This is a genomic window from Xanthomonas sp. PPL134 (genome assembly GCF_040595915.1).
GTDB lineage: Bacteria > Pseudomonadota > Gammaproteobacteria > Xanthomonadales > Xanthomonadaceae > Xanthomonas_A > Xanthomonas_A indica.
The window spans coordinates 171,925-198,060 of the sequence record NZ_JAMDLL010000004.1 but is presented as its reverse complement, the minus strand read 5'-3'; the positions used below and the strand labels follow the sequence as shown (position 1 = coordinate 198,060).

Here is a 26,136-nt window from a genome sequence, read left to right as displayed (position 1 = left end):
CCGCAGGAGCGGCGTCAGCCGCGACACGCGCCGCCCGGGAAACAGCCGTCGCAAGCGATCCCGAACAGCGTAACAAGGACCGCGCCTGCCGGTTGACATGCCTCGCTGCACCAGTACGCAAGCGCATCGTCAGAGGCGTCCGTCGTGCGCCAGCCGACGGATCCTCAAGCCGCCGGCGCGGCATGCGCACAAAGCCAGTCCAACACCTGCTGCACCGGCGGCGATGGCGCCGGTGTCGGCCGCCACACGATCGACAACTGGCGCAGCGCCCACGGCTCCTGCAGCGGCACCGCGACCAGGTGCGCGCGCACGCTGACCCGCTCCAGCGCCGCCTGCGGCAGGATCGCCACGCCGGCACCGCGCGCCAACATCCGGCACAACGGTTCGATGCCGTGCACCTGCGCGCGGAGGCGCAACTGCCCGCCGGCGCGCGCCGCCTGCGTGCGCAGGTGTTGCTGCAGGGCACTGTCCTCGGCGAGCCCGAGGAACTGCGCCTGCCACAGCTCCGAGAACCGTAGTTGCGGCGCCTGCGCCAGCGGGTGCGTGGCCGCGGCCACCAGCACCAACCGGTCCTGCCGGAACGGGTGCGCGTGCAGGCCCTGCAGATCGGCATGGTCGGCGATCACCGCCAGATCGGCGCGTTGCTCGCGCAGCGCATCGGCCGCGGCGACGCTGCCCTGCTCGCGCAGCGCCAGATCGATGCGCGGATGCGCCACCAGGAACGCGGCCAGCACCTCCGGCAACCATTCCGACAACGCCGCGGTATTGGCCAGCAGGCGCACGCTGGTCGGGTGGCCGCCGGCGTACTCGCCCAGTTCGCTGCGCATCGCCTCGGCCTGGCCCAGCAATTGCCGCGCGTGCCGCAGCAACGCGGTGCCGGCCGCGGTGAGGCCGACGCCACGCGGGCCGCGCTCGAACAACGCAACCCCGAGCTGCGTCTCCAGCGCGCGGATGCGCGCACTGGCGGCGGCCAGCGACAGCGCCGCGCGGTCGGCACCGGCGGTGATGCTGCCGGCCTCGGCCACCGCCAGGAACAGGCGCAGATCGGTGAAATCCAGATGCATCGGCACTCCCGCCTTCGTCGTTGCCGAAGTCTGCCTGAAGCATTCGCGCATTGTCCGGCCGCCGCGGCGCGCCGATGCTGGGCCCCATGGACACCCTCGCACCGCACCTGCTGCCGATCGCCCTGGTCTTCCTGCTCGCCGGCGGCGTCAAGGGTGTGGCCGGCATGGGCCTGCCGACGGTGGCGATGGGCCTGCTCGGGCTGTGGCTGACGCCGACCGAGGCCGCGGCACTGCTGGCGCTGCCGTCGCTGCTGACCAACCTGCAACAGGCATGGGGCGCGGGCACGGGCGCGCTGCTGCGGCGGCTGTGGCCGCTGCTGGCGTGCATCGTCGCCGGCACCTGGTGCAGCGCCGGCATCCTCGCTGGCGCCGACCCGCGGCTGGCGCGCGCCGGGCTGGGCGCGTTGCTGGCGCTGTACGCCGTGCTCGGCCTGGTCCAGTGGCAGGGGCGCCTGTCGCCCTCGCAGGCGCGCTGGGCAGCCCCGCCGGTGGGCCTGGCGACCGGTCTGCTGACCGGCGCCACCGGCGTGTTCGTGTTGCCGGTACTGCCCTACCTCGTGGCATTGCACCTGCCGCGGGAGACGCTGATGGGCGCCCTGGGCAGTTGCTTCGCTGCGGCGACCCTGGCGCTGGCCGCGGCGCTGATCGCGCACGGCGCCTTCCCCACGCAGGCACTGGGCCCCTCGTTGCTGGCGCTACTGCCCACCGCGACCGGCATGTGGCTGGGCGCTCGGCTGCGCGAGCGCATTTCCGCCAGCGCGTTCCGCCGTGTGTTCTTCCTGACCCTGCTGGGGCTGGGCGTGCATCAGCTGTGGCAGGCGCTGGGCTGAAGATGCGATTTCGCCGCAGCACCGCTCAGCCGTAGGACGACCCGGCATCCCCGAGAAGCCCTGTCGCGGCTGAAGCCGCTCCTACGACACAACACGGCAAAACGCGGCGGACCAAACGCCGCATCCGCGATGCGTGCCGATCACCAAGCCGTGGCCTGCCGAGCCGCGCAGCCCGCCGGTTCCTCCGCACGCACCGACACCGACACCGACACCGTGCTTGAACGATCGGTCAGCGCACGACGATGGCGCAGATCGGGATCTGCAACCCGAACCTGCAACAAAAAACGCGCCACCGCTGAGCGATGGCGCGTTCGTGTTCGCGCGACGGTGGCGTGCGGACTCAGTCGGCCCAGCGCCCCGGGCCGGTGGACTGCGGCAGCACCTGCACCGACAGCGGACGGTCCTTCTCCAGCAGGTTGACCGCATCGCTCAGGATCGACGCCGATTCGCGCAGCAGCGGGTCCGGACGCTTGTCGACCAGCTTCTCGCGTGCGGCATCCTTGACGATGTCGCGCTCGTTGCCGGTCAGGCCGTCATCGCTGCTGTCGTCGGCGAGCGGATCCAGCGGCAGGCCGAGCTGCTTGCGGATCTCCTGGCGCTGCTTGCGCTGCGCGTCCTGCTTCTCACGCTCGGCGCGGCGCTCGGCCTCGTTGAGCACCACATACTTCTTCGCCGCCTCGGTGCGGAACTGGCGCACGTCCTCTTCCCACCACTGGAACTCCTTGTCGTTGGCGATGCGCGTGGTGTGCAGCGCCTCCAGCTTGGGCAGCAGCGGCGCGAAATTGCCGTACTGGGTGTGCGGCACCGCGGCGATGCGGCTCCACGGCAGCGCGTTGTCGTAGGTGCTTTCGCCGAACTCGGTGGCATCGACGCTGGCCGGGAAGGCGATGTCCGGCACCACGCCCTTGTGCTGGGTGCTGCTACCGCTGACGCGGAAGAACTGGGCGATGGTCAGCTTGACCTGGCCGAAGCGGTCGGTCTCGTTGGCCGGCCAGCGGTCCAGGTCGACGATGTTCTGCACCGTGCCCTTGCCGAAGCTGGTCTCGCCGATGATCAGGCCGCGGCCGTAATCCTGGATGGCGCCGGCGAAGATCTCCGACGCCGAGGCCGAGCCGCGGTTGATCAGCACCGCCATCGGGCCGTCCCAGGCCACGGCCGGGTTCTGGTCGCTGTTGACGGTGACGCGGCCGCCGGATTCGCGCACCTGCACCACCGGGCCCTGCTCGATGAACAGGCCGGTCAGTTCGATCGCCTCATCCAGCGAACCGCCGCCGTTGTTACGCAGGTCCAGCACCACGCCGTCGACCTTGTCGGTCTTGAACCCGGCCAGCAGCTTGGCCACGTCGCGAGTCGCCGAGGCATAGTCCTTGGCGTTGCGGCGGCGGCCTTCGAAGTCCTGGTAGAACGCCGGCAGCTTGATCACGCCGATGCGCCGCGCCGGCTCGCCGTCCTTCGCCGGCAATTCGATGGTCTCGCCCTTGGCGGCCTGTTCGGCCAGGCGCACCTTCTGCCGGGTCAGCAGCACCTGGCGGTGCTTGCCGTCCACGCCGGCCTCGGCCGGGATGTACTCCAGGCGCACCTGGGTGTCCTTGTCGCCGCGGATCTTGGCGACGACGTCGTCGATGCGCCAGCCGATCACGTCCTCGACCGGGCCACTCTTGCCCTGGCCGACGCCGACGATGCGGTCGCCCGGCTTGAGCGTGCCGTCCAGCGCCGCCGGACCGCCCGGGATCACCTCGCGGATCACCACCAGGTCGTCCTGCTTCTGCAGCTGCGCACCGATGCCTTCCAGCGACAGCGACATCTGCTGGTTGAAGTTCTCGGCGGTACGCGGGGTGAAGTAGTCGGTGTGCGGATCGACCGTGTTGGTGTAGGCGTTCATGAAGAACTGGAACACGTCCTCGCTCTTCAGTTCCTTCACCGAGTCGTCGAGGTTGGCGTAGCGCTTGTCCAGGGTCTTGCGGATGTCTTCCGGCTTCTTGCCGGCGAGCTTGAGCCGCAGCCAGTCGTTCATCACCGACTTGCGCCACAGCGCATCCAGCTCCTGGTCGTCCTTCGCCCACGGCGCGTTCTTGCGGTCGTACTCGAACTTCTCGTCACCGTCGAAGTTGAAGTCCTGCTTGAGCAGCTTGCGCGCGTAAGCGATGCGCTCGTCCACCCGCTGCCGGTACACGGCGAAGATCTGGAACGCCGGTTCCAGCTGGCCGGAGGCGATGTTGGCGCCGAGGTTGTTCTGGAAGCTGGCGAACTTGTCGACGTCGGCCTGGGTGAAGAACTGCTTGCTGCCGTCGAGGGTCTCCAGGTACTTCTTGAAGACCTCCTTGGAGGTCGCCTCGTCGAGGGCGCGCGGCCGGTAGGCGTAGCGGCTGTCGGACAGCAGGCCGTACACCAGCTTGGCGGTGGTGGCCTGGTCGGCGGTGGCAGCGGCCGGCAGTGCGGGCGCATCGGTCCGGGCGAACAGCGCCAGCGGTGCGGTCAGCGCAAACGCCAGCAGGAAGGCGGAAGCTTTGAATTTCATCTGGGGACTCTCGGCACCAGGCCGTCAGGGGGGCAGCACATCGCGTGAGACAACACGACAGTGACGCAAGTTGCAGGCCGTGTCACCTGTTCATGAAGCAGACTAGCGGCCGGCCTGCGCAGAAGTGTGAACGCTGCCGGTGCGAGCCGTGCCGACGGCGGTGCTGCGGCGACGAACGCGCAGCGCCGGCGCGACAGGACGCGCGGCGCAAGATCGCGCGGATGCGGCTCAGGCAGCGACGCCAGCGCCGGCCGCCTGGCGATCGGCGTGGTAGGAGGACCGCACCATCGGGCCGGAGGCGACGTGGCTGAAGCCCAGCGCGTTGCCGTATTCCTCCAGCGCCTTGTACTCGTCCGGGGTCCAGTAGCGCATCACCGGATGGTGATGGGCGGTCGGCTGCAGGTACTGGCCGATGGTGACCATGTCCACGTCGTGCGCGCGCAGGTCGCGCAGGGTCGCCTGCACTTGCTCCAGCGTCTCGCCGAGGCCGAGCATGATGCCGGACTTGGTGGCGATGGCCGGGTGCTGCGCCTTGAACTTCTTCAGCAGGGTCAGCGACCACTGGTAGTCGGCGCCCGGACGCACGTTGGGATACAGGTCCGGCACCGTCTCGATGTTGTGGTTGAACACATCCGGCGGGTTGGTCGCCAGGATTTCCAGCGCGCGGTCCATGCGACCCTTGCCGCGGAAGTCCGGGGTCAGGATCTCGATGCGGGTGGTCGGCGCGGCCACGCGGATCGCGCCGATGCAGTCGGCGAAATGCTGGGCGCCGCCGTCGCGCAGGTCGTCGCGGTCGACGCTGGTCACCACCACGTATTTCAGGCCCATGTCGGCCACGGTCTGCGCCAGGCTGGCCGGCTCGCCGGCATCCGGCGGCTTGGGCCGGCCGTGGGCGACATCGCAGAACGAGCAGCGCCGGGTGCAGACCTCGCCCAGGATCATGAAGGTGGCGGTGCCGTGGCCGAAGCACTCGTGGATGTTCGGGCAGCTGGCCTCTTCGCAGACGGTGACCAGGCGGTTCTCGCGCAGCTTGGCCTTGAGGTTCTGCACCGCATTGCCGGAAGGAATGCGTACGCGGATCCACGACGGTTTGCGCAGCACCGGCGCGTCGGCGAACTGCACCGGCGAGCGCGCGATCTTGTCGCCGCCCAACTGCTTGACGCCGGTCTGCAGCGGCGCGGACGCGCTGTCGCCGGAAAGGACCTGCAAGGGAATGGAGCGTGCGCTGGGCTGGGTCATGGCGTGGTCGGCGGGCAGGCGGTCAGGCCGCGTGCGTGAGCGAGAGGTCGGGCAAGGCGTCGAGCGGCTGCAGGGTCAGCCCGAACTGGCGCGCCAGTTGGGCCAGCAGGACCGGAGTGACCGCCTGCATGCCGGAGGGACCGCCCAAGTCTAGCACCGCGGTCACCTGCAGGCCCTGGTAGCCGCAGGGATTGATCCGGTGGAACGGCTCCAGGTCCATCGCCACGTTGAACGACAGGCCGTGGAAGGTGCATCCGCGGCGCACGCGGATGCCGAGCGCGGCGACCTTGGCACCGCCGACATAGACGCCCGGCGCGCCGTCGCGGCGCTGGCCGAGGATGTTCCATTCGTCGAGGGTGTCGATGATCGCCTGCTCGATCCGGCACACGTAGTCGCGCACGCCGATGTGCAGCCGGCGCAGGTCCAGCAGCGGGTACACCACCAACTGGCCGGGGCCGTGGTAGGTGACCTGGCCGCCGCGATCGACCTGCAGCACCGGAATGTCGCCGGGCGCCAGCACGTGTTCCGGCTTGCCGGCCTGGCCGAGGGTGAACACCGGGTCGTGTTCGACCACCCACAGTTCGTCGGGCGTGGCCTCGTCGCGCGCGTCGGTGAAGCGCTGCATCGCCCGCCACACCGGCTCGTAGGGCTGGCGGCCGAGCTGGCGCACCCGGCACGGCGGCAGCGTCGGTGCCGGCGCCAGTGGCGCGTCCTCGGCTACAGCGTCCACTTCACTTCCGGGTGTTCGCGCAGCGCCTGGTGCGCGGCGTCGTACTGGGCGCGGTCGACCGCGCGGAAGGCGATGCGGACCGACACGTACTTGCCGTTGGACGAATGCTTCCAGCTGATGCGCTCTTCCATCACCTCCACGCCGGCGGCGACGAGCAGGCGCGGCAGTTCGGCCTCCAGGCCGGTGTTGGCGGTGCCCATGGCGCTGAGTTCGAACACGCCGGGGAACTGGAAACCGTGATCGGGGTTGTCGGAAGTGATGTCCATGCCCGCATTATCGGGCCGGCGCCGGGCAAACCCAAGGCCGCGCCGGTGGGCAGCGAAGCAGCCCTTGGCGCCGGCGCGTCCGAGGCGCGCCGGCGGGCCAGGCGCTGTCGCGCCCTGCGCGCAGGGGCATTGGCTTCTTGCTCCCCACGTCCCACTGCCGCCTTCACACGGCAAGCGGGCAAATGGGACGGACAAACCCAAGCGGACGAATTTGTCCGCCGACGCGCATACACCTATCCTTGTCGCACGGGCTGCGTTCATGGTCCCTGCTGTTCACCCCCCGCCACCGGCGGCCGGCGGGCGGCGCCATCCTCCCTCTTCCGAACAGAGACGCATTCATGTCGTCATCGCGCCCGCTCCTTCCGCTGGCTGTTGCCCTCGCCCTCATCGCCGCGCCCGCGGCCGCCACCACGCAATGCCCACGCGACACCCTGGAAGCGACCGCGCCCACGGTGAACTTCCGCGTCGACAACGACCTGTTCGGCGGCGCCGGCCAGGACCAGGGCTATACCAACGGGTTCGGCCTGATCCTGGTCTCGCCGAATCTGCGCGACTACACCGACGACCCCTGCCTGCCCCGGCTGGCGCGGACGGTGAACCGCGCGCTGACATGGTTGCAGCCGAACAGCGACTTCACCCAGCGCAACATGACCTTCGCGATCGGCCAGGCGCTGTTCACCCCCACCGACAAGACCCGCCGCGACCTGATCGAGAACGACCGTCCCTACGCCGGCCTGTTGCTGATGAACATCGGCTACAACGCGCGCAACGACGAGCGCCTGCGCACCACGCAACTCACCCTGGGCCTGATCGGCCCGTCGGCGCAGGGCAAGCAGGTGCAGGATGCGGTGCATGAGTTACTGGGCGACGCCAAGTTCCAGGGCTGGGACAACCAGTTGCACGACGAACCGGTATTCCGCGTGCTGCACGAACGCCTGCGCCGCTGGTCCGGCGACGGCAGCCGCGACGGCTGGGGCTGGGACGCGATCAGCCACTGGGGCGGCGCGCTCGGCACGCTGGATACCCACGCCAATGCCGGCATGGAATTGCGCCTGGGTTGGAAGCTGCCCGACGATTTCGGCAGTTCGCCGCTGCGCCCTGCCGGCGAAAACGTCGCTCCGCCGGCCAGCAGCGTCGGCAGCGGCTGGTCGGCGCACCTGTTCGTGACCAGCGACGGCCGCTGGGTGCTGCGCGACATCACCCTGGACGGCAACACCTTCCGCGACAGCCACAGCGTGAAGAAGCGCCCCTTCGTCGGCGACGCCGGCATCGGCCTGGCGGTGATGCGCGGCAAATGGAAGTTCGCGCTCGCCCGCTACTGGCGCACCCGCGAGTTCGACCTGCAGCGGCAGACGCCGGTGTTTGGGAGTTTTACGGTGAGCAGGCGGCTTTAGCCGCCGGGATTTGGGAGTCGGGATTAGGGATTCGAAGGTCTTCGCGAGCGCGCAGTGCCGTAGGAGCGGCTTCAGCCGCGACGCTTTATCGGTAAGGCGTCGCGGCTGAAGCCGCTCCTACGAAGAGCGAGAGGCGGCACGCACGCGCTGTTGCCACCAATCCCGAATCCCCAATCCCCAAGAAAAAAGCCGGCGTCAGCCGGCTTTTTTCGCGAGAGACTTACTCCGATTCCCACCACATCCAGAAGCTGTCCCACAGACGCTTGAAGAAGCCGGCCTCGTCGACCGCCTTCAGCGCCACCAGCGGGGCCTGCGCCACCACCTTGCCGTCCAGGGTCACCTTGACCATGCCGATCGCCTGGCCCTGCTTGATCGGGGCCTCCAGGGTCTTGGGCACTTCGATCGAAGGCTTCAGTTCGTTGTAGCGGCCGCGCGGCACGCTGACCAGCAGCGGCTGCGCCACGCCCAGCAGCACCTGCTTCTCGGTGCCCTTCCACACGCGCTGCTGCGCGACCTGCTTGCCCGGCTCGTACAGGCTGTGGGTCTCGAAGAAGCGGAAGCCCCAGTTCAGCAGCGCCAGGCTGTCCTCGGCGCGCTGCTTCTCGGAGCTGTCGCCCATCACCACCGCGATCAGGCGCTGGTCGCCGCGCTTGGCCGAGCTGAGCAGGCAGTAGCCGGCTTCGGAGGTGTGGCCGGTCTTGATGCCGTCCACGCTGGGGTCGCGCCACAGCAGCAGGTTGCGGTTCGGCTGGGTGATGTCGCCGACGCGGAATTCCTTGATCTTGTTGTACGCGTAGGTTTCCGGGTAGTCGCGCACCATCGCCCGGCCCAGCAGCGCCAGATCGTAGGCGGTGGTGTAGTGGCCTTCGGCCGACAGGCCGTGGGCGTTGACGAAGTGCGAACCGGTCATGCCGATCTTCTTCGCGTACTCGTTCATCAGCGACGCGAAGGCTTCCTCGCTGCCGGCGGTATGTTCGGCCAGCGCGATCGCCGCGTCGTTGCCGGACTGGATCGCCATGCCCTTTTCCATGTCTTCCAGGCGCGCGGTCTTGTTGACCGGGAAGCCGCTGTAGCTGCCGTCGGTGCCGGCGCCGCCCTCACGCCAGGCGCGCTCGCTGAGCATGACCTGGTCGTCGCGGGTGATCTTGCCCAGCTTCAGTTCGGCCGCGATCACGTACGAGGTCATCACCTTGGTGATGCTGGCCGGGGCCACGCGTTCGTGTTCGTTCTCGCCGGCCAGCACCTGGCCGGTGGCGTAATCCATCAGCACCCAGGACTTGGAGACGGCCGGCTTCGGCGCGGGCGGGATCGCCACGGTGGCCGGAGCGGCGGCAGCGGCGGCCGGCGGCGCGGGAACCGGACCGGGCGTCTGCGCGGAAACCAGGCCGACGGCGAACGTGGCCACGGCAGCGACGGCGAAGCGGAATTTCATCTAAAACGACTCCTGGCGGGCCCGAAGGCCGATGGAAAACGCGACATTGTAGGCCGAGCCGGCGCCCGGGCAGACGCACACGCGCTGCCGCCACGACCCGGCGTTAAGCCATCGGCATGGCCGCACGCCCGCAGCCGCGGCCGCGACGCCTCAATCCTTGACGATCTGCGGCCGGCCGAAGCCCAGGCCGGCGATGCGCGCGGCCAGTTCCGTGGCGCGGCCATGGTCCTCGGCGGCCACCCGCAGCCGCCACAGGGTCCGGCCACCGGAGACGATATCGCTGACGCTGGCGCCGACGATGCCGGCCGAGGCCAGCTGCGACAGCGCGCGGTTGGCGTTCTCGCGGCTGGCGAAGCTGGCCACCTGCAGCAGGATGCCGAGCGGCCCGCGCGCGCTGTCGGCCTCGGGACGCGGTGCGACAGTGGCAACCGTCCTGGGCGGCGTTGCCGGCGTCGCCACCGCAACGCTCGGCGCGGCCACGACGGCCGCAGGCGCGGCAGTGGGCGTGGCGGTCGCGGCGCCGCGGGAGCCGCGCACCGGGGTGTTCGCCGCGGCCACGCTGGGGGCGGGCGTGCCCGGCTTGCCGGTGGCCACGCGCACGCCGCGCGACTTCATCCAGGCGTCGAAGCGGTCGGCATCGCCGACCCGGCCCGGCGCGTCCTGGACGCGATAGCGCCAACGCTCGCCTTCCGGCAGCGCCGCGGCCGTGGCCGCCGCCGCGGTGGGCGCGGCGACCGCGGCCGGGACGGCGCGCGCCGGCGCGGTCGTGGCAGCGGCCACCGTGGCGCCGGCCGACTTCGCCGGCAGGGTCTTCACCAAATCGTCCATCTGCGCCGCGCGCCGCACCGCGGCGGGATCGCGCGTGACGGTATCGCTGCGCGCGCTGGCCAGCAGCGTCGCCGGCGCACGGCCGGTGCGGCGCCGCGCCAGCAGGTCGCCGTTGTCGGCCGGGGTCAGTCCGCGCACTTCCACGCGGCCGGTGCCCTTGCCGGTGATGCCGAGCTTGACCGCGGCCGCGTAGCTCAGGTCGATCAGCCGGTCGTCGTGGAACGGGCCGCGGTCGTTGACCCGCACCACCACCGATTCGCCGTTGTCCAGGTTGGTGACCAGGGCGAAGCTGGGCAACGGCAGAGTCTTGTGCGCGGCGGTGAACGCGTACATGTCGTAGACCTCGCGGTTGGAGGTCAGCCGGCCATGGAACTTGCTGCCGTAGTACGAGGCGGTGCCGCGCTCGACGTAGCTGTGCGGATCGTCGATGACCACGTACTCGCGGCCCAGCACCATGTACGGGGAGCGGTTGCCGATCGCCGACCGCGGCTCGTCGGTGACCAGCGGCTCGGGGATGCAGGCAACGTTGGGCACGTAGTCCGGGGTGGTGTCGCGCACGCCGGGCGCGTACAGGCCGCCGGCGGTGTAGTTGCCGCGCTTGGACGGGTCTTCCTTGGCCGGCGCGTAGGGCGAGGTCGAGGGGCAGCCGGTGGCGACGTGCGCCGGGCCCTTGCCCTCGACCCGGATGCCTGGCCCGGCGCCGCCGGCGGTCTTCTTCGGGGCACTGCTGCAGGCGGCCAGCGCCAGCACAGCGACGACGGGAGCGATCCGGAGCAGCGCGTTCGGGTTCATGCCGGTGGTAACTCCTTGCCGGCGATGGCCTGGGACAGTTGGTACACGGCCATCGCGTACATCTTGGAATTGTTGTAGCGGGTGATCGCGTAGTAGTTCTGGAAGCCCAGCCAGTACTGCTTGCCGGCGCTGCCGTCGAGCGCGATCGGGGTGGCGGTGGCGCCAGCCGGCACCGGCACGTTCGGCGTGTAGCCGCGCGCGGCCAGGTCGGCCAGGGTGTAAGTCGGCGTCCAGTCGGTCGGATTGAATTCCTCGGCACCGGGCCGCAGCGTGGCCGGCACCGCGACCAGCCCGTCGCGCACCCAGCCGCCCTTCTTGACGAAGTAGTTGGCGATGGACGAGAACGCGTCGTCGTAGTCGGTGAACAGGTTGCGCTTGCCGTCGCCATCGCCGTCCACCGCGAACTGGCGGTAGCTGGAGGGCATGAACTGGCCCAGGCCCATCGCGCCGGCATAGCTGCCGATCAGCGTGGTGATGTCCAGGTTCTCCTCGCGCGCCAGCGCGAACAGCTGGCCCAGCTCATCGCGGAAGAACAGCTCGCGGCGCACCTCGCGCTCGAGCTTGGCCGGATCGCCGCTGCGCGGATAGCGGAACGCCAGCGTGTACAGCGCGTCCAGCACGCGGTAGGAACCGGCGTTCTTGCCGTAGCTGGTCTCCACGCCGATGATCGCGACGATGGTCTCGGCCGGCACGCCGGTGCGCGCCTGCACCCGCTGCAGTTCGTCGCGGTGCGTGGCCAGGAACGCGCGGCCGCCGTCGATGCGCGCCTGGCTGATGAACATCGGCCGGTACTCGCTCCACGGCTTGACCCGCTCGGCCGGGCGCGACATCGCCGCGACGATCGCATCCTTGAACTGCGCCTGCGCCAGGGTCGCCTCGATCTGCGCCGGATCGATGCAGTACTTGGCCGCGGTGTCGCGGACGAAGTTGGCGCGGGCGACCTCGAACGGCACCGGGGTCAGGTCCACCGGCGGCGCCTGCACCGCTTCGGGTGCGGCTTCGACCGGCGGTGCCGGGCGTGGCGCCGGCGGCGGCGCACTGGCCTGCGGCGGCGAAGGCGGCGCCTTGGGCTGGGTCGCGCATGCGACCAGGCCAAGCGTGAGCAGGCAAATCAGCGAGCGTCGGATCATGCCGGCAGACTACCAGATTTAAGATGAATTTCTACCAATAACGCCATGAAACAAAAGAACTTTGCCGCAGGTCAAGTGCGCCTGCAGCATGACCTGACGGCATGCACCGGGTGCGCACCCCGGCCTCCGGCGTGGCGACGGCACAAAAAAGCCGCCGGGGTTGCCCCCGACGGCCTGGCCCACGCGTAGCGACCCACTCAGAACGGCGCGTCGATGTCGACCACGTCGATCAGCTTGTGATTGACGAATTCCTTGATGCCCAGCCCGATCAGTTCGCGCCCGTAGCCGGAACGGCGCACGCCGCCGAACGGCAGGTCGGCCTTGACCATGGTCGGATGGTTGACGAACACCATGCCGGTGGAGATGCGCCTAGCCACCGCCACGCCGCGCGCCTCGTCGCCGGTGAACACCGAGCCGCCCAGGCCGAACGGCGAATCGTTGGCGATGCGTACCGCGTCGTCCTCGTCCCGGGCGCGGAACAGCATCGACACCGGGCCGAAGAACTCCTGGTGGTAGGCTGGGTTGTCCGGGGCGACGTCGGTGAGGAGGGTTGGCTGCACGAACGCGCCATGCACCGGCACCGGCGGCCCGACCTCGGTCGCGGTGGCGCCATGCCTGACCGCCTCGGCGATCTGCCGCTTCAGCTCGTCGGCAGCGCCTTGCGACGACAGTGGCGCCAGGGTGGTGGCCGGATCCATCGGATCGCCGGCCTTCAGCGCCGCCACGCCGTCGGTGTAGCGGCGCAGGAATTCCGCGTACACCTCTTGCACCACGATCATGCGCTTGGACGACACGCAGACCTGGCCGCCGTTCCAGTGGCGGCCGAACACCGCCCACTTCACCGTCTTCTCCAGCGGCGCATCGTCCAGCACCACGAAGGCGTCGGCACCGCCCAGTTCCATGGTCGACTTCTTCAGCGCCTTGGCCGCCTGGGCCGCGACGATGGCGCCGGCACCTTCCGACCCCGTGAGCGCCACGCCGTGCACGCGCGGATCGTTGAGGATGGTCTCCACCTGGCCGCGGGTGGCGTAGAGATTGGCGAAGGCCCCGGCCGGCAACCCGGCTTCGGCCATCAGCGCCTCGAACTTGGCCGCGCACTGCGGCACGTTGGAGGCGTGCTTGAGCAACACGGTGTTGCCGGCCGACAGTTGCGGGGCGATGATGCGCGCGATCTGGTAGTACGGGAAATTCCACGGTTCGATCGCCAGCAGCACGCCCAGCGGCTCGTGCACCACCATCGCCCTGCCCTCGGCCGGATCGGCCACCGGCAGATGCTCCGGCGCCAGCAAGCGCTCGGCGTTGACCGCGTAGTACTCGAAGATGTCCGCCGACAGCCGCACCTCGGCTTCGGCCTCGCCGATCAGCTTGCCCATTTCCAGGGTCAGCAGGCATGCGTACTCGCGGGTGTTGGCGCGCAGCAGCCGCGCCGCGACATGCATCACCCTGGCGCGTTCGGCGAACGGGGCCTGCTTCCATTGCTGGAACGCGGCGTCGGCGGCATCGATCGCGGCCAGCACCTGCGCATCGGTGGCCTCCGGGAAGGTGGCGAGCAATTCGCCGGTATAGGGATTGCGGGTGGCATAGGTCATGGTGGTGTCCTCGTGGAAGGTCGGAAAGCGCCGGACGCCTCGCGCCGGCGCGGGAAGCGGCTGGGTCAGGCGGCCAGTTCCTTCACCGCCTGCACCATGCGGTTGAGCACCGCGGCGGCGTCGCCGTAGACCATGTCGCAGTTGTCGCCGTAGAACAGCAGGTTCTCCACGCCGGCGTAGCCCTTGCCCTGGCCGCGCTTGATCACGTAGACCTGATGCGCCTGGTCGGCGTTGAGGATCGGCATGCCGTAGATCGGCGAGGCCTTGTCGGTGCGCGCCGCCGGGTTGACCACGTCGTTGGCGCCGATCACCAGCGCCACGTCGGTGCTGGCGAAGCTGTCGTTGATGTCCTCCATGTCGTAGATCAGGTCGTACGGCACGCCGGCTTCGGCCAGCAGCACGTTCATGTGCCCGGGCATGCGCCCGGCGACCGGATGGATGGCGAACTTCACGTCGACGCCGGCGGCCTGCAGCAGCTTCACCAGTTCGTACAGCCGCCCTTGCGCCTGCGCCACGGCCAGGCCGTAACCCGGCACGATGATCACGCTGGAGGCGTAGCGCATCGACGTCGCCGCATCGCCCGGCTCGACCGCGGTCATGCGGCCCTGCACGTCGCCCTGCACTACCGCGGCGCCGTCGCCGAAATTGCTGAACAACACGTTGCCCAGCGAGCGGTTCATCGCCTTGGCCATCAGCACGGTCAGCAGGGTGCCGGCCGAGCCGACCACCATACCGGCGATCATCAGCGCCGGGTTCTGCAGGGCGAAGCCTTCCAGGCCCACCGCAAGGCCGGTGAAGGCGTTGTACAGCGAGATCACCACCGGCATGTCGGCGCCGCCGATCGGCAGCGTCATCAGCACGCCGAAGCCCAGCGCGGCAACGAAGAACGCTGGTGCCGCCCAGGCGCCGCCCGTACCGGTGACCACCAGTGTGCCGAGCACCAGCGCGGCCAGGAACACCGCAGCATTGAACGCGCTCTGCCCCTTGAACCGCCACGCGGTGTTGATGCGGCCATCGAGCTTGGCCCAGGCGATCACCGACCCGGACAGCGAGATCGCGCCGATCAGCGCGCCGAGCACGGTCACCGCCAGATGCAGGCCCCCCTGCTGCGGCTGCCGCGCGGTCAGCGCGACCCCGGCCACCGCCGCGGCTGCGCCGCCGCCCATGCCGTTGTACAGCGCCACCATCTGCGGCATCGCGGTCACCGCGACACGGCGGCCGCTGCGCCAGGCCCAGGCACCGCCCAGCAGCAACGCCAGCAGCGCCAGGGCCAGGTTGGTCAGCGCATGCGGACGCGCCGCGGGCTGCAGGTCGGCGAGATAGCCGAAGGCGGCGGCCACCGCCACCAGCATGCCGATCCCCGCCAGGACGATGCCGCGCAGCGCGGTCACCGGCGAGGACATGCGCTTGAGGCCGAGGATGAACAACAAGGCCGCGGCGAATCCGCTCAGTTCCACCAGGAGCGAGAGCATGGCGCTACTCCTTCGCGGCCGGCGCGGCGCTGGGCTTGAACATCGCCAGCATGCGGTCGGTGACCACGTAGCCGCCGGCGGCATTGCCGGCGCCCAGCAACACGCCGACGAAACCGATCGCCTGGCCGGCGACGGTATCGGCATTGAACAGCGCGTGCATCGCACCGACCACGACGATGCCGTGGACGAAGTTGGAACCGGACATCAGCGGCGTGTGCAGGATCGACGGCACCTTGCCGATCACTTCGTAGCCGGTGAACGCGGCCAGCATGAACACGTACAACGCGATCAGCCAGCTCATCGACAGATCGAGGGACATGACTCAGGACTCCTTGGTGGGAACGGGCGCGGCGGCCGGCACCGGTGGGTGGCAGAGGCGGCCGTCATGGGTGAGCGCGGTGCCGGCGACCACCGCATCGTCGAAGTCCGGCGCCAGTGCGCCGTCGCGCACCAGCAGGTCGAGCAGCCCCAGCAGGTTCTTGGCGTACAGCTCGCTGGCGTGCTGGGCCAACGCCGAAGGCACGTTGCGGGGGGCGACGAGGGTGACCGGTCCGACGTCCACGGTCTGCCCCGGCACGCTGCCTTCGCAGTTGCCGCCGCTGTCGGCGGCGAGATCCACGATCACCGCGCCGGGCTTCATGCCGGCGATCTGCTCGCGGTCGATCAGGATCGGCGCGGTGCGCCCGGGCACATTGGCGGTGGTGATGATCAGATCGGCCTGCTGGATGTGCTGGGTCAGCACCGATGCGGCCTTGGCCCGCTCCTCGGCGCTGAGTTCGCGCGCATAGCCGCCCTCGCCGCGCGCGTCGATGCCGGTGTCGACGAAGCGCGCGCCGACCGACTGCGCCTGCTCGCGGGTCTCCGGACGCACGTCGTAGCCTTCGGTGATCGCGCCAAGCCGGTGCGCGGTGGCCAGCGCCTGCAGGCCGGCCACGCCCAGGCCCATCACCAGCACGCGCGCGGCGCGCAGCGAACCGACCGCGGTGGTCATCATCGGCAGGATGCGCGGCAGATGCACGGCGCCGAGCAGCGGCGCGTAATAGCCGGCCAACGCGGCCTGGCTGGACAGCACATCCAGCGCCTGCGCGCGGCTGATGCGCGGCACGGTCTCCATCGCGAAGGCGGTGATGCGGCGTTCGCACAGCAGCTCCAGCAGGCCGGGCAGCTTGGCCGGGTACAGCATCGCGATCAGCATGCTGCCCGGGCGCATCGCCGCCACCGTGCGCAGCGATGGCGCCTGCACGGCCAGCAGCAGGTCCGCACCGGCCACCACCTCTTGCGCATCGTCGAGCACGGTGGCGCCGGCATAGGCAGCATCCGGCAATCGCGAACCGCTGCCGGCACCGGCCTGCAGGCGCAGCTGTGCGCCCAGCCTGGCCAGCTTCGGCAGCACCGCGGGCACCATCGCCACGCGGCGCTCCTCGGCCTGTTCTTCCCTCAGGACTGCAACAGTGAACGCCATGATCGCGGCTCGCTTGGAGGACGCGTGCACTGTGCGCGCCGGCCGACGCGCGGGCATTGATCCGGATCAAGCGCGCTGCCGCATCACGCGCATAAAGAACGCGCGCGCTGAGCGCAGCAAGGCGGCGGAACGCTGCGGTGTGACAGGACGCTGGCATCACGTGCGAACGATTGCAGTGCGTGGCGGCGCACGCCATCAAAGCCGCAAGGCGCAGACACCAACCGCTCCCGCCACGCGGGCGCGCGCCGAATGGCCGCCGGCGTTGCGCGTGCGGGCTACAGGGCCGGGAACACCGGCGCGCTGCTGCAGGCAGGGACCGACCCGGCGAGCGTGGTCGCATAGGTCGAGGCCGCGCTGCTGTCCTCGCTCAAGTGCAGGTCGGACTGGTCCACGCCGATGCGTGCGTTGCTGGCCTGCAGGGCGGTGACGTCGGCGGCCACGTGCGCCAGCACCAGGTCCAGCGGCGTCGCGGCGCTGTAGCCCTGCACCGTGCTGCCCTTGCCCGCCGGCGTGTCCTGCGCGCGCAGGCCATCGACCACGATGCCGGTGAAGCTGGGCACGCTGCCGCTGCGGCTGCCACCGCGGTCGTGGCCGTACAGCGGCGTGATCACCAGCGGCCTGGCCACGCCGAACAGGCAGGTGTTGCGGTAGAGCACGTCGCGCACCGGACCGCCCTTGGCCAGGCCGGTCTTGATGCGCAGGCCGTTGTTGTCGGTGGCCACGATGCCGTCGGCGTCGTGGCCGACCACGCTGTTGCCGTCCACCAGCACGTTGCCGACGCCGTACATCACCTCGCTGCCGATGGAGATGCCGTGGGTGCCGTAGAAGCGCGAGTCGCGCACGGTGATGTCGGCCGAGCGCGCCGCGCTGGTCTTGATCGCGACGCCGTCGTCGCCGGCCATCACGTCGTTGTCGGCCAGGGTCGCGTTGCGCACGCTGTCCAGATCCAGGCCGTCGGTATTGGGGCTGTTGGCTGGCGCCCTGACCCGCACGCCCCACACGGTGACCCCGTCGCCGCCGTGCACGAACAGGTGGAAGTACGGCGCGTCGAGCAGGTTGAGGTGGTAGAGCTGCAGATCGGCGACGTCCTGGGCGCGGATCAGGTCGGGGGCGTTCTGGGTCAGGCCGGCGGCCTTGGCGCTGCGCGCGAACTGCCACCAGCTGTCGCTGCCGACGAGCATCGGCAGGTCGCCGCGGCCGTCGATGCTGCCCTGGTGGCCGGCGGCGTCGCGCACGCCCATCACGCCCAGGGCACGCCCCTGCAGGGTGATCAGCGCGCGGCAGCTGCCGCTGCGCGTCGCCGCCTGGCCGCAGGCGCTGCGGCCGGGCACCTGGTAGTCGGCGGGCTGGCGCGAGGCGAACAGGGTCACGCCGCTGTCGATCGCCAGCGTGGTGTTGCTGCGCATCGTCAACGGCCCGCTGAGGAAGGCCGTGCCGCGGCCGGCGCGCAGCAGCACCATGCCGTGCGCGCCGTCGGCGCAGCGGTCGAGCGCGGCCTGGATGCGCGCGGTGTCCGGCGGGTTGCGTTCCTGCGCGTCGGCGAAGCGGCGTTGCTGCGCCTGCAAGCTAGCGTCGAGCGTGGTGCACAGCGACGGCAGCTGCGGTTCGACGACACGGCGGGAATCGCCGGTCGCCGCGCTACTGCCGAACGCAGCGGTGGCGAGCAGGCCGCCGAGCAGCAGCGCCGCGCGCATGGGTGAGGTCATTGCCGGAGTGCGCCCTGCGCTGGCTGCGGCGTGGCCGAGGGCGCCGCCGCGGCCGGCGCGGGGTGCGGCTGCGTTCGCAATTCGGCGATGGGCTGCGCGCCGGCGGACAGCTGCTGCCAACGGTCGTCGACGATCGTCGCCAACCCTGCCGGGTGTTGGTCGAAATGGTGACCGCCGTGCAACACCACCACCTCCGCGCCGCGCGCGCGCAGTTGCGGGCAGAGCGTATCGGTTTCCTTGTCGCCGTACACGCACAGCAATTGCGCCGGGGCGATGCGCGCCAGCTCCGGCAGCACCGGCAGCGCGTCGTCGGCGTCGCCGAGATTGAACCAGCCGCGCACGCGGATCTGGAAATCGGCCTTGTGCTCCAGGCCCAGCAATGCGACCAGGCCGACCTGCTCGCGCTGCGCCGGCGGCAGCCGGTTGACCATGAACGGCAGCGCGGTGGCGCCGAAGGAATAGCCGACCAGCAGGATCTTCTGCGGCCGCCAGCGCTGCTGGTAATAGGCGATGACCCGGCTCAGGTCGGCGCTGGCCCGCGCCGGCGGCTTGGCCCGCCAGAAGTAGCGCAGGCTGTCCCAGCCGACCACGGCGATGCCGCGGCGCTGCAAGGCCTCGGCCATGCCCTTGTCGATGTCGCGCCAGCCGCCGTCGCCGGACAGCACGATGGCCAGCGGCGCGCCCGGGATGGTCGACGGCAGTTCGGTCAGCGGCAGGTCGTCCAGCGCGCCGCCGCGGCCGCGCGCATGCAGGTGCGCGGCGACCCGTGCCGCCAACGCGGCATCCACGCCGCCGTCGGCCGGCGCCGCCACGGTGTCGACGAAGCCCTGCGCCGGGGTGGCGGCGGCAGTGCCGGCGCAGACCTCGGTCGGCGCGGGCGCCACGCCGATGGCGCCGCCCAGGGTCGCGGTGGGCGCGGCCCCGACGATGCGCTCGGCCAGCGTGGCGGCAGTCCCGGTGCCGGCCAGCACCGGCAGGTAGTAGTTGTCGCCGTGCAACTGCCGCTGCAGCCGCCGGCTCAACTGCTCGGCATCGTGCCAGGCCTTGTCGCACCCGTGGCCGCCACGGCGCAGGTGCTTGAGATAGCGCTGGCCGTCGACCACCGCCACCAGCGCGCCGCTGGCGGCGATGCGCTGCGCAGCGTCCTGCCGCTGCGCCGGGCTGCCGCTGGCCAGCAGGATCACCAGGCCCTGCGGCGCGCCCTGCGGATGCACCAGGGTGGCGCGGCCGTAGCCGCGGGCGTGCAGCGCCCCCGGCGGAAAGTAATAGCGCAGCAGCGCGTAGCCGCTCAGGCCCAGCACCACGCTCGTCAACAGCAACACGCGCAGGAATTTCATCGACACGCATCCATCTCGGCCAGCGCCGAGCATCGGGACAACCACGGGAACGGCGAGGGAGCGGCGGACGACGCGGACGGACGGGCCAGGGCCCGGATCGGCGGATGCGCTGCGTGGGGTGCCTCGGCGATGTGGGCTGGGATGGATGCGCGGGGTCGCACCTGCCTGCCCAGAAGTTCCTGCACGCGTGTGGGCCGGGGGGAGCGGCGCGCGTCACGTGGCATCGGCGCGCATTGTGCGCAAGCGCGACACGCGCCGCAATCATGCGGCAACCTGTCTCGCGGGCGCGGTTAAGCCAGCGAGCGCCGGCCGCCGTACCGCTGGCTCAGTACCCGTGCACCGGACGATGCGCCTTCACCGCCATCACCAGGCCCAGCCCGGCCAGCAGCGACACCGCCGAGGTGCCGCCGTAGCTCATCAGCGGCATCGGCACGCCGACCACCGGCAGCAGCCCGGAGATCATGCCGCCGTTGACCAGCACGTAGACGAAGAAGGCCAGGCCGGTGGCGCCGGCCAGCAGCCGCGAGAAGGTGTCGCGCGCCTGCGAGGCGATCCACAGGCAACGCCCGATCACAATCAGGTACAGGGTCAGCACCGTGGCCACGCCGATCCAGCCGAACTCCTCGCTGAGCACGGAGAAGGCGAAGTCGGTGGTCTGCTCGGGAATGAAGTTCAGGTGCGACTGCGAGCCCAGGCCCCAGCCCTTGCCGTGCAGGCCGCCGGAGCCGATCGCGATCTTGGACTGGATGATGTTCCAGCCGGCGCCGAGCGCATCGTTCTCCGGGTTGAGGAACATCATGATGCGGTCCTTCTGGTAGGGCCGCAGCAGCCACAGCCAGGCCACCGGCGCGGCCGCGGCGACGCCGCCGACGGCGATGCCCACCCACCACCACGGCAAACCGGCCAGCAGCAGCACGAAGCCGCCGCTGGCGGCGATCAGCACGCCGGTGCCGAAGTCCGGCTGCAGCATGATCAAGGCGGTGGGAATGCCGATGATGACCGCGCTGACCAGCACCGTGGGGATGCGCGGCGGCAGCGGCATGCGGTGCAGGTACCAGGCCACCATCATCGGCATGCTGATCTTCAGCAACTCGGCCGGCTGCAGGTAGAACACCTTCAGGTCCAGCCACTGCCGCCCGTACTTGCCGGTGCCGAGCACGAACACCGCCAGCAGCGGCAGCATCGACAGCGCGTAGATCAGCGGGGTCCAGGCGCGCAGGCGCAGCGCCGACACCCGCGACAGGCTCCACATCGCCGCCGCACCGATGGCGAAGCGCGCGCCCTGCGCCATCACCAGGTGCATGCCGCCGGCGCTCTTGAGCACCGCCAGGCCCATTGCCATCAGCGCGCCCAGGGCCAGGCACAGCGGCCAGTCCAGGGTACGGGTGAAGCGGCCGCCGATCTCGACCAGCCAGCGCAGGAAATCCTTCATCGCTCGTCCGGAATCTCGTCGGGGATCGGCGGCGGCGCGGCCGGCAGCGGCACCGCTGCGGCGTCCACCTCGGCCTGGCCGATCAGCACCGGGCGCTCACCGGCGGCCAGTGCGGCCGCATCGGCTGCGCTGCGCGAACCCGGATCCTCGGCGTAGTACAGATGGCTGCCGAACGCGGTGGCGCCGCGCAGGCTGTCCAGCGGCTCGACCCCGGGCGGCAGCCGGCCGAGCAGCCAGGCGTCGAAGATCTTGCGCGCGATCGGCGCGGCGGTACTGGCGCCGTAGCCGCCGCCTTCCACCGCGATCGCCAGGGCGATGGTGGGCTTGTCGGCGGGCGCGAAGCCCTCGAACAGCGAGCGGTGGCGCAGGTGCATCGGCAGGCTGCGCGGATCGACCGCGGCGATGCCCTTGCGGCTGACCACCTGCGCGGTGCCGGTCTTGCCCGCCATCTGGTACGGCGCGCCGACGGTGATGGAATAGCCGCTGCCGCCCGGGCGCATGGTGTCCATCATGCCTTCGCGCACCGCCTGCAGATTGCTGGGGTTGTCGCTGATCGGCTTGCTCGTGCCCGGCTGCACCGGCGCCCACGGCTGGTCGAAGGCCTGGCGCGTGGCCATCACCAGGTGCGGCGTGCGCAACTGCCCATCGGCGATGCCGGCGACCCCGCGCACCAGTTGCAGCGGCGTCACCTTCCAGTCGCCCTGGCCGATGGCGATGTTGACCGTGTCGCCGGGGTACCAGGCCTCCTTGCGGCTCTTGGCCTTGTACGCCGGCGACGGCACGATGCCGCCGGTCTCGCCGACCAGGTCGATGCCGGTGGGCACGCCGAAGCCGTAGCGGGTCATGTACTGGTCGACCTTGGTGATGCCCATGTCGATGGCCAGCTTGTAGTAGTAGGTGTTCACCGATTGCGCGATGGACTTGCGCAGGTCGGTCCAGCCATGGCCGCCGCGGTGCGAGTCGCCCCAGCCGCGGCTGACCCCGGGCAGGTAGAACATGCCGGTGGAGAGGATCTTGTCCTCCGGACGGCGGGTGCCGCTGTCCAGGCCGGCCAGGCCCATGAACGGCTTGATGGTGGAGCCAGGCGCCACGCCGCCCAGCACCAGGCGGTTGAACTGCGGCCGCGACGGGTCGCTGTTGAGCGCCTGGAAATCGGCATGGGAGATGCCGTTGACGAACAGGTTGGGGTCGTAGGACGGCAGGCTGACCATGGCCAGGATCTCGCCGGTGCGCGGATCGATGGCGATGGCCGAGCCCTGGTAGTCGCCGAACGCGGCGACCATGGCGCGCTGCAGGTCGGCGTCGATGGACAGGCGCAGGTCGGCGCCGGACTGCGCCGGTACCCGGCCGACGGTGCGGATCGCGCGGCCCTGCACGTTGGTCTCGACCTGCTCGTAGCCGACCTTGCCGCGCAGCTCCTCCTCGTAATAGCGCTCCAGCCCGGACTTGCCGATGTGGGTGAGCGCGGCGTTGCCCTCGCCCAGCGCCTCCAGATCCTTCTCGTCGATGCGGCCGACATAGCCGATGACGTGCGCGAACAGGTCGCCGTAGGGGTAGTGCCGGGTCAGGTAGGGCTCCAGCTCCACGCCCGGGAAGCGCCAGCGGTCCACCGCGAAGCGCGCCCGCTCCTCCTCGCTGACGCGCAGCTTCAGGGTGATCGGGCGGAAGCTGCGGCTGGCCTTGCGCGCGGCCTGGAAACGCTCGATGTCTTCCGGCGACAGCGCGATGACCTTGCCCAGCTCGGCCAGCAGCGCGTCCATGTCGGCGACCTTGTCCGGGGTCACGTCGAGCCGGAACGCGGGGACGTTCTCGGCCAGCAGGCGGCCGTTGCGGTCGTAGATCATGCCGCGCCCGGGCACCACCGGCCGCGGCTTGATGCGGTTGGCGTCGGAGCGGGTGGCGTAGACGTCGTGGTCCAGCACCTGCAGCTTGAAGTACCAGCCGCCCAGGCCGAGCAACGCCACCAGCACGCCGAGAAAGCCCAGCGCCGCGCGGCGCCGGAACTGCTCGGCCTCGGCGTGCGGGTTCTTCTGCGCGCGGCGCGGGTGCAGGGCCATGCTACTTGCTCCGCCGGCCCAGCCGCAGCGCGTCCAGCAGCACGAACAGCGGCGGCCACAGCGCCATGCCCAGCAGCGGCGCCCACCAGTAGTTCCACGGCAGCGTCGGCTCGCCGACCGCCAGGTGCACCGCCGCGGCGACGATGCGGTCGTTGACCAGCAGGCCGCCGATCGCCAGCGCCTGCTGCGACATCGGAAAGAAGCGGATGCGCGCGCGGAAGCGCTGCAGGATGAAGCTCAGGATCACCAGCCGCAGCGCCTGCTCGCCCAGCACCCCGCCGTACAGCAGATCGGCCAGCACCCCGACCGCGAAGGCGAAGCCCAGCCCGACCTTGTCCGGCGTCTCGATCACCCAGTACGCCACCACCAGCGCCAGCCAGTACGGCCGCAGCGGCTGCACCACCAGCGGCAACGGCATCAAGCCCAGCAACAGCGCCACGATCACGCTGACCGGGAGCACCCAGCCTTTGCTGCGCAGGCGGCTCATTGGCCCGTCTCCTTTGGAGCCGGGCGGGAATCGGGAATGGGGAGTCGGGAATCGGATGCCGCGCGTGCCGGCTTGGTCGGCGGCGGGGTGGTCGCGATGCCGGACGGGTGCACATTTGGCGATGTCGAGGCGGCAGTTCCGGTTGCGGAGGCTTGGGTCACGCCCTGCGCTGGCTTGGCGTCACCGCTGTGTGCTGCTCCAGCCACGGGCGAGGCTCCTTCCGCTGCCGCAGACGCCGGCTTCGACAATTCCCGATTCCCGATTCCCCATTCCCGGCTCTTCAGCAACAACACATCCCGCCCCCGGTCCAGCTTCGCCGCCGGCTTCAGTTCGCCGACCAGGAAGGCGTGGGTGTCGTCCGGGCGCAGGGCGGAGATGGTGCCGACCGGGAAGCCGGCCGGGAAGCGGCCGCCCAGGCCGGAGGTGACGATCTCGTCGCCCACCTCGACCCCGGCGCTGAGCGGGATGTCGCGCAGTTCCAGGCTGCCGCCGCGGCCGTAGACGATCAGGCGCACGCCGTTGCGCGCCACCGTCACCGGCACCGCGTGGTCGGGATCGGTCAGCAGCAGCACGGTGGAATGCAGCGGGGTCACCGCGATCACCTGGCCCATCAGGCCGCCGGCGTCGATCACCGCCTGGCCGACGTGCACACCGTCGCGGCTGCCGGCATCGAGCACCAGCCGCTGCCGGGTCGGGTCCAGGTCGATGTCCAGGATCGGCGCCAGTTGCACGTCCAGGCCGCGGCGCTCGGCCACGCCCAGCAGTTCGCGCAGCTGCGCATTGTCCAGCGCCGCGGTCTGCAGCCGGGTCAGGCGCGCCTTGGCGATCAGCAGTTCGTTGCGCAACGCGCGGTTTTCCTTGACCAGTTGCGCGTGGCTGGCCGCGTTCTCCTGCACCTGGGTGCCCAACCGCCCGGGCAGGCCGGCCAGCGCCCAGATCGGCTGCACCAGCACCGTGGCCTGGCTGCGCAGGCGGGCCAGCCAGTCGGCCTGCGCGTCGAGCACGATCAGCACCAGCGCCAGCGCCAGGTAGACCAGCAGGCGCGGCGTGCTGGCGGATTCGCCGGGGCGGGCGGTGACGGGAGGACCGGCGTAAGGAGGCACGGGCTAAAGCCGGGAATGGGGAATCGGGAGTGGGGAATCGGAACGCAATGGCGCGCTCCCGGCGCGATCAGGCCGGGGCGCAGGCAGGCGAGTGGAGACGGCGCCGTCAGGGCAGCGTCGGAGGGGCCATTCTATTCCCCATTCCCCACTGCCCATTCCCGGCCTCACATTTACTCCGGTGCGAAGAACTCGTTGCCGTGCATGTCCACCAGCTCCAGCGCACGGCCGCCGCCGCGGGCCACGCAGGTCAGCGGATCGTCGGCGACCTGCACGTGCAGGCCGGTTTCCTCGGAGATCAGCCGGTCCAGGTCGCGCAGCAGCGCACCGCCGCCGGTCAGCACGATGCCGCGCTCGGCGACGTCGGCGCACAGTTCCGGCGGGGTCTGCTCCAGCGCCAGCTTGACCGCCGAGACGATGCCCGACAGCGGCTCGTGCAGCGCTTCCAGCACTTCGTTGGAGTTGATCTTGATCATCTTCGGCACGCCCTCGGCGAGGTTGCGGCCGGAGATCTCCATCTCCTGCACCACCGCCTGCGGGTAGGCGCAGCCGATCTCCAGCTTGATCCGCTCGGCCGTGGCCTCGCCGATCAGCATGCCGTGGTTGCGGCGCACGTAGTTGGTGATCGACTCGTCGAAGCGGTCGCCGCCGATGCGCACCGACTGCGAATAGACGATGCCGTTCAGCGAAATGACCGCCACCTCGGTGGTGCCGCCGCCGATGTCGATGACCATCGAGCCGCGCGCCTCGGTCACCGGCATGCCGGCGCCGATCGCCGCGGCCATCGGTTCCTCGATCAGATACACGTCGCGGGCGCCCGCCTCCTCGGCCGATTCCTTGATCGCGCGGCGCTCCACCTGGGTGGAGCCGGCCGGCACGCACACCAGCACGCGCGGGCTGGGGCGCAGGAAGCGCGACTTGTGCACCTTCTTGATGAAATGCTTCAGCATCGCCTCGGTGTAGGTGAAGTCGGCGATGACGCCGTCCTTCATCGGGCGGATGGTGGTGATGTGGCCCGGCGTGCGGCCGAGCATCTGCTTGGCCTCCGCGCCCACCGCGGCCACCGAGCGGGTGCCGCCGATCGCCCGGTCCTGGCGCACCGCCACCACCGACGGTTCGTTCAGCACGATGCCCTGGCCACGCACGTAGATGAGGGTGTTGGCCGTGCCCAGATCGATGGACAGGTCGTTGGAGAACATGCCGCGGAGTTTCTTGAACATCGGGGGATTGGGTCCTGGGGCGCGCGCCGTCGCCAGAATGGCGAAAAAATG

The 26,136-nt window shown here is 70.4% G+C and carries 21 protein-coding genes; 2 read left to right on the top strand and 19 right to left on the bottom strand.

Annotated elements, in window-relative coordinates; all coding sequences use genetic code 11:
* Positions 1 to 164 precede the first annotated feature (164 nt).
* On the bottom strand, positions 165 to 1,064 hold the full coding sequence (locus M3U25_RS10730) for a LysR substrate-binding domain-containing protein (protein WP_355498916.1): 900 nt from the start codon (positions 1,062 to 1,064) through the stop codon (positions 165 to 167).
* Positions 1,065 to 1,150: 86 nt separating this feature from the next.
* Here M3U25_RS10730 and M3U25_RS10725 point away from each other — a divergent pair, with 86 nt between their 5' ends.
* Positions 1,151 to 1,894, top strand: coding sequence for a sulfite exporter TauE/SafE family protein (locus M3U25_RS10725; protein WP_355498919.1), 744 nt, complete (start codon positions 1,151 to 1,153; stop codon positions 1,892 to 1,894).
* Between the two features lie 340 nt (positions 1,895 to 2,234).
* Here M3U25_RS10725 and M3U25_RS10720 read toward each other — a convergent pair whose 3' ends face one another.
* The 4 genes from M3U25_RS10720 to M3U25_RS10705 all read right to left on the bottom strand — a co-directional run bounded on the left by M3U25_RS10720 (position 2,235) and on the right by M3U25_RS10705 (position 6,647).
* Positions 2,235 to 4,412 carry a carboxy terminal-processing peptidase gene (locus tag M3U25_RS10720; protein ID WP_355498922.1) on the bottom strand — a complete coding sequence of 726 codons (2,178 nt, stop codon included), beginning with the start codon at positions 4,410 to 4,412 and terminating at the stop codon, positions 2,235 to 2,237.
* A 228-nt stretch (positions 4,413 to 4,640) separates the two neighbouring features.
* Positions 4,641 to 5,651, bottom strand: coding sequence for a lipoyl synthase (gene lipA / locus M3U25_RS10715; RefSeq protein WP_242081998.1), 1,011 nt, complete (start codon positions 5,649 to 5,651; stop codon positions 4,641 to 4,643).
* A gap of 22 nt (positions 5,652 to 5,673) precedes the next feature.
* Positions 5,674 to 6,381 (bottom strand): lipoyl(octanoyl) transferase LipB, encoded by a 708-nt coding sequence (gene lipB / locus M3U25_RS10710; protein WP_242160879.1) that lies wholly within the window; start codon positions 6,379 to 6,381, stop codon positions 5,674 to 5,676.
* Positions 6,369 to 6,647: a YbeD family protein gene (locus M3U25_RS10705; protein WP_160945443.1), complete on the bottom strand. Its 279-nt coding sequence runs from the start codon at positions 6,645 to 6,647 to the stop codon at positions 6,369 to 6,371. Before M3U25_RS10705 ends, lipB begins: the two co-directional genes overlap by 13 nt.
* Positions 6,648 to 6,985: 338 nt before the next feature.
* On the opposite strand from M3U25_RS10705, the gene M3U25_RS10700 reads away from it, so the two are divergent.
* Positions 6,986 to 8,041: a lipid A deacylase LpxR family protein gene (locus tag M3U25_RS10700; protein ID WP_355498927.1), complete on the top strand. Its 1,056-nt coding sequence runs from the start codon at positions 6,986 to 6,988 to the stop codon at positions 8,039 to 8,041.
* 220 nt (positions 8,042 to 8,261) lie between these two features.
* Here the strand turns inward: M3U25_RS10700 and M3U25_RS10695 are convergent, their stop codons facing one another.
* From M3U25_RS10695 to M3U25_RS10630, 14 genes are all read right to left on the bottom strand, one after another.
* Positions 8,262 to 9,473, bottom strand: coding sequence for a D-alanyl-D-alanine carboxypeptidase family protein (locus tag M3U25_RS10695; RefSeq protein ID WP_048491032.1), 1,212 nt, complete (start codon positions 9,471 to 9,473; stop codon positions 8,262 to 8,264).
* A gap of 150 nt (positions 9,474 to 9,623) precedes the next feature.
* Entirely contained in the window at positions 9,624 to 11,093 is a 1,470-nt protein-coding gene (locus M3U25_RS10690; protein ID WP_355498930.1) for a septal ring lytic transglycosylase RlpA family protein, read from the bottom strand.
* Positions 11,090 to 12,223 carry a lytic murein transglycosylase B gene (mltB, locus tag M3U25_RS10685; protein WP_355498933.1) on the bottom strand — a complete coding sequence of 378 codons (1,134 nt, stop codon included), beginning with the start codon at positions 12,221 to 12,223 and terminating at the stop codon, positions 11,090 to 11,092. The genes M3U25_RS10690 and mltB overlap by 4 nt, the downstream gene beginning before the upstream one ends.
* Positions 12,224 to 12,420: 197 nt before the next feature.
* On the bottom strand, positions 12,421 to 13,812 hold the full coding sequence (locus tag M3U25_RS10680; protein WP_242160875.1) for an NAD-dependent succinate-semialdehyde dehydrogenase: 1,392 nt from the start codon (positions 13,810 to 13,812) through the stop codon (positions 12,421 to 12,423).
* 65 nt (positions 13,813 to 13,877) lie between these two features.
* Positions 13,878 to 15,284 (bottom strand): NAD(P)(+) transhydrogenase (Re/Si-specific) subunit beta, encoded by a 1,407-nt coding sequence (locus tag M3U25_RS10675; RefSeq protein WP_355498936.1) that lies wholly within the window; start codon positions 15,282 to 15,284, stop codon positions 13,878 to 13,880.
* Between the two features lie 4 nt (positions 15,285 to 15,288).
* Entirely contained in the window at positions 15,289 to 15,603 is a 315-nt protein-coding gene (locus tag M3U25_RS10670; protein WP_017909700.1) for an NAD(P) transhydrogenase subunit alpha, read from the bottom strand.
* Positions 15,604 to 15,606: 3 nt separating this feature from the next.
* Entirely contained in the window at positions 15,607 to 16,746 is a 1,140-nt protein-coding gene (locus M3U25_RS10665; protein ID WP_355498939.1) for an NAD(P) transhydrogenase subunit alpha, read from the bottom strand.
* A gap of 275 nt (positions 16,747 to 17,021) precedes the next feature.
* A complete protein-coding gene (locus tag M3U25_RS10660; RefSeq protein WP_355498942.1) occupies positions 17,022 to 18,452 on the bottom strand; it encodes a glycosyl hydrolase family 28 protein in 1,431 nt (476 codons plus the stop codon).
* On the bottom strand, positions 18,449 to 19,789 hold the full coding sequence (locus M3U25_RS10655) for an AcvB/VirJ family lysyl-phosphatidylglycerol hydrolase (protein ID WP_355498945.1): 1,341 nt from the start codon (positions 19,787 to 19,789) through the stop codon (positions 18,449 to 18,451). The genes M3U25_RS10660 and M3U25_RS10655 overlap by 4 nt, the downstream gene beginning before the upstream one ends.
* 325 nt (positions 19,790 to 20,114) lie before the next feature.
* Entirely contained in the window at positions 20,115 to 21,221 is a 1,107-nt protein-coding gene (gene rodA, locus M3U25_RS10650) for a rod shape-determining protein RodA (RefSeq protein WP_160945449.1), read from the bottom strand.
* Positions 21,218 to 23,278 carry a penicillin-binding protein 2 gene (gene mrdA, locus M3U25_RS10645; protein ID WP_355498949.1) on the bottom strand — a complete coding sequence of 687 codons (2,061 nt, stop codon included), beginning with the start codon at positions 23,276 to 23,278 and terminating at the stop codon, positions 21,218 to 21,220. Before mrdA ends, rodA begins: the two co-directional genes overlap by 4 nt.
* Position 23,279: 1 nt before the next feature.
* The gene (gene mreD, locus M3U25_RS10640) at positions 23,280 to 23,765 is read right to left on the bottom strand and encodes a rod shape-determining protein MreD (protein ID WP_010343694.1); all 486 of its coding nucleotides are present in this window, start codon (positions 23,763 to 23,765) and stop codon (positions 23,280 to 23,282) included.
* Positions 23,762 to 24,868: a rod shape-determining protein MreC gene (gene mreC / locus M3U25_RS10635; RefSeq protein WP_355498953.1), complete on the bottom strand. Its 1,107-nt coding sequence runs from the start codon at positions 24,866 to 24,868 to the stop codon at positions 23,762 to 23,764. The genes mreD and mreC overlap by 4 nt, the downstream gene beginning before the upstream one ends.
* Before the next feature lie 170 nt (positions 24,869 to 25,038).
* Positions 25,039 to 26,085, bottom strand: coding sequence for a rod shape-determining protein (locus M3U25_RS10630; RefSeq protein ID WP_010343692.1), 1,047 nt, complete (start codon positions 26,083 to 26,085; stop codon positions 25,039 to 25,041).
* Positions 26,086 to 26,136: the final 51 nt, after the last annotated feature.

Coding starts and splice junctions, on each gene's coding strand:
- M3U25_RS10705 (WP_160945443.1), bottom strand. CDS start 6,647: ATGGACATCACTTCCGACAACCCCGATCACGGTTTCCAGTTCCCCGGC.
- M3U25_RS10670 (WP_017909700.1), bottom strand. CDS start 15,603: ATGTCCCTCGATCTGTCGATGAGCTGGCTGATCGCGTTGTACGTGTTC.
- M3U25_RS10630 (WP_010343692.1), bottom strand. CDS start 26,085: ATGTTCAAGAAACTCCGCGGCATGTTCTCCAACGACCTGTCCATCGAT.
- M3U25_RS10680 (WP_242160875.1), bottom strand. CDS start 13,812: ATGACCTATGCCACCCGCAATCCCTATACCGGCGAATTGCTCGCCACC.
- mrdA (WP_355498949.1), bottom strand. CDS start 23,278: ATGGCCCTGCACCCGCGCCGCGCGCAGAAGAACCCGCACGCCGAGGCC.
- M3U25_RS10730 (WP_355498916.1), bottom strand. CDS start 1,064: ATGCATCTGGATTTCACCGATCTGCGCCTGTTCCTGGCGGTGGCCGAG.
- M3U25_RS10700 (WP_355498927.1), top strand. CDS start 6,986: ATGTCGTCATCGCGCCCGCTCCTTCCGCTGGCTGTTGCCCTCGCCCTC.
- M3U25_RS10675 (WP_355498936.1), bottom strand. CDS start 15,284: ATGCTCTCGCTCCTGGTGGAACTGAGCGGATTCGCCGCGGCCTTGTTG.
- lipA (WP_242081998.1), bottom strand. CDS start 5,651: ATGACCCAGCCCAGCGCACGCTCCATTCCCTTGCAGGTCCTTTCCGGC.
- M3U25_RS10695 (WP_048491032.1), bottom strand. CDS start 9,473: ATGAAATTCCGCTTCGCCGTCGCTGCCGTGGCCACGTTCGCCGTCGGC.
- mreD (WP_010343694.1), bottom strand. CDS start 23,765: ATGAGCCGCCTGCGCAGCAAAGGCTGGGTGCTCCCGGTCAGCGTGATC.
- M3U25_RS10655 (WP_355498945.1), bottom strand. CDS start 19,789: ATGAAATTCCTGCGCGTGTTGCTGTTGACGAGCGTGGTGCTGGGCCTG.
- M3U25_RS10725 (WP_355498919.1), top strand. CDS start 1,151: ATGGACACCCTCGCACCGCACCTGCTGCCGATCGCCCTGGTCTTCCTG.
- mltB (WP_355498933.1), bottom strand. CDS start 12,223: ATGATCCGACGCTCGCTGATTTGCCTGCTCACGCTTGGCCTGGTCGCA.
- rodA (WP_160945449.1), bottom strand. CDS start 21,221: ATGAAGGATTTCCTGCGCTGGCTGGTCGAGATCGGCGGCCGCTTCACC.
- M3U25_RS10665 (WP_355498939.1), bottom strand. CDS start 16,746: ATGGCGTTCACTGTTGCAGTCCTGAGGGAAGAACAGGCCGAGGAGCGC.
- M3U25_RS10660 (WP_355498942.1), bottom strand. CDS start 18,452: ATGACCTCACCCATGCGCGCGGCGCTGCTGCTCGGCGGCCTGCTCGCC.
- M3U25_RS10720 (WP_355498922.1), bottom strand. CDS start 4,412: ATGAAATTCAAAGCTTCCGCCTTCCTGCTGGCGTTTGCGCTGACCGCA.
- M3U25_RS10690 (WP_355498930.1), bottom strand. CDS start 11,093: ATGAACCCGAACGCGCTGCTCCGGATCGCTCCCGTCGTCGCTGTGCTG.